Annotated in this window: 1 protein-coding gene and 2 pseudogenes; all 3 read left to right on the top strand. The window is 41.7% G+C overall.

What is annotated here, in order from left to right; all coding sequences use genetic code 11:
• Positions 1-141 precede the first annotated feature (141 nt).
• Positions 142-546, top strand: a pseudogene (locus tag ACFILW_RS09335) (hypothetical protein); the annotation flags it as partial.
• A gap of 1 nt (position 547) precedes the next feature.
• Positions 548-2006, top strand: a pseudogene (locus ACFILW_RS09330) (hypothetical protein).
• Positions 2006-2431 carry a hypothetical protein gene (locus ACFILW_RS09325; protein ID WP_375685652.1) on the top strand — a complete coding sequence of 142 codons (426 nt, stop codon included), beginning with the start codon at positions 2006-2008 and terminating at the stop codon, positions 2429-2431. Before ACFILW_RS09330 ends, ACFILW_RS09325 begins: the two are co-directional and overlap by 1 nt.
• Positions 2432-2642: the final 211 nt, after the last annotated feature.

Here is a 2642-nt window from a genome sequence, read left to right as displayed (position 1 = left end):
TACACTCATCCCACTTGTTATGTGCAAATGAGTGGTTTTGATTGATTCAAGATAAACAGATTTGAAATGAGAGAATCTTACGTTATTCGGGATTCTAATTCAATATGAATAACGCTATATTATCATTATAAATCAATGTATTATCTAAGTTCTGATCAACATCATAAGTTTGCATTGGAGTGTAAGGACCATGTTTCTTTAGAGCCTTTGTTATCATCAGAGCAGCAAGGAACGCCGGTTTGTTACAGTTATTTTGATAGGAAATTACATCTTTATCCCACGCCGGATAAAGTCTATCAGATTCAACTCATTCTCTCTCCATTGCGTTTATCAGAGATAGAGAGTGTCGATGAGGAGCACCCATGGTTTGTGCACGCGTTTGATTTGATTAAGGCGCGTGCAAAATACGAACTTTACAAGAATATCTTGAAAGACCCCGATTGTGCAACGGCAGCTTACAATGACTTTAACGAACAGTTGCATGAATTGCGTGCAGAGACGTCTCAACGTCATAACGTGACCAGAATAATACCAACGGATTTCTAATATGGTTTATTTTCCAGTAGCCGATTACAGACCAGATGTTGCGGTTGTCAACGGCAGTTTTACGGATAGCCTTGTGAATGTTTTACCAGCAGATGGCGGTTACATACCCATGCCTAGTGCAATGGTTGTGTCTCATGCTTTGGAAGAAAAGCCCTTGGGGTGCCATAGCGTTTAGAAGTGGCAATGGTGTTAAGCTCATCGTAGGAGGAGCCAAAAAGCTTTACAGTTATGATAGTCAAACGAAGGGTTGGAAAGACATAAGTCAAAGTGGTGTGACCTATCAAGCAAATGAAGAGAATAAATGGTCGTTCGCTTTGTTTGGTCAAAGAATTATTGCAGTGAATAAAAATGATAAACCGCAAGTCTTTAATACCCATAGCTCTGAACGGTTTGAAGATTTAGGAGGCAATCCCCCGAAAGCAGGATTGGTAAAGGTTTGGGGACCTTTTGTTTGTTTGATGCAATTAACAGATCATCCCAATCGCATCCATTGGTCGGGTTTGAATGATGCAACTCATTGGACGGTAGGTGATAAAGATTGTTATTATCATAATTTTAATGATGGAGAATATGTTCAAGGGGCAACGGAATCGAGCAATCCCCTCGTTTTTTTGCGTTCTGCTATTTATGCTGGTTGTTTTACGCTAGGCTCTAAAGTCCCCTTTATTTTTCAAAAGCTTCAAGACAAGCGTGGATCCCGCAGTGCAGCCTCTATAGCGTGTCGTGGGAGTGATGCTTTTTTTGCAGGTGATGGTGGCTTTTATCAGATCAGTGCTGATGGTCAACTTTTGCCGATAGGCTTTGAGAAGGTTGATAGAACGGTTTTTAAAACCTTTGATAAGTTTGCTCTTGATGAGATGCAAGGGGTTATAGACCCCGTTGATAACCGGATTTACTGGTCCTTAAAAAAAGGCAATAACGAGCAAACGACCTTTGTCTATGATTGGGGCTTGCAGAAATGGTCGACGCTACAGGGAAAACCTTTCACGTTGTTTCCAGTATTTACGACAGGTTATACTTTAGAACAGTTAGATGAGATTTCGATCAATCTTGAGGCATTGCCCGCTTCTTTAGACAGCCCCCGTTGGCAAAGTGGCGCTCCAATGCTTGGTGCTTTTGATGATGCAAATAGACTTGTTATGTTTACGGGAGCACCGATGGAGGCAACGGTTGTTTCGCAAGAAATGGGAGCACCAGATGGAAGTTTTAACTTTATCACGAAAATGTTTGCAGAGGTGGATACGACGCAAGGACTTTTAAGCATAGGGGAACGTCGGCTTCGTAATGATCAGACGCCGATCACATGGCACAAGGAGAGGGTGTGTTCTTATCTTACAGGTGCTTATCATGGTCGTTCGCGCAATCGTTATCACCGCTTTAAATTGCGTATTCCTGAAGGTGTTCATTGGAACCATATTACGGGATTTAATGTGGATTTACGTCCTTTAGGCAGAGGGTAATGGCAAAAGTCTTTTTGACCACGTCTTGGGATATGGAGCGTATAGCACCATACCTTGAAGACATCATTGCGTCGTTTCGCGAGTATGTGGAACGTTTTAAACATGAAATTACGTTGCAAGAGCTCCTTGAAGCGATTTGCAGTGGTAAGAAACAGTTATGGCTTGTTTTGGATGATGAAGAGCGATTTTTAGCGGTCGTCACGACCCAGATACAACAGACAGTTTTAGGAAAGAAGCGCGCTCTGATTTGTGAATGTAGTGGCAAGGGTGTTCTTGATTTGGTTAACAATTTGCAAGTTGTAGAGGATTGGGCGCGTGAGAATGGGGCTTCTGAAATGGAGATTTTGGGTCGTTTGGGATGGAAACGTGCACTGAACAAACAAGGTTATGGCATAACGATGCTTTATTATAGGAAGGAATTGTGACATGGGGAGCAAGACACCAACAACGACAGAACAAAAGCAGGTACAAACAAGCGCCCCTCCTGCTTGGACAAGATATTGATTTATAATGATAATTCACTGTTTTGTATGTTGAATGAGAGTCCCGAATAACGTAGGATTCTCTCATTTCAAATCTGTTTATCTTGAATCAATCAAAACCACTCATTTGCACATAACAAGTGGGATGAGTGTA

The sequence above is a fragment of the Bartonella sp. TT110JLCBS genome (genome assembly GCF_042193405.1).
Lineage (GTDB): Bacteria > Pseudomonadota > Alphaproteobacteria > Rhizobiales > Rhizobiaceae > Bartonella.
Note: the sequence above shows the minus strand (reverse complement) of the source record. Positions and strands in the feature narration are given on the sequence as shown.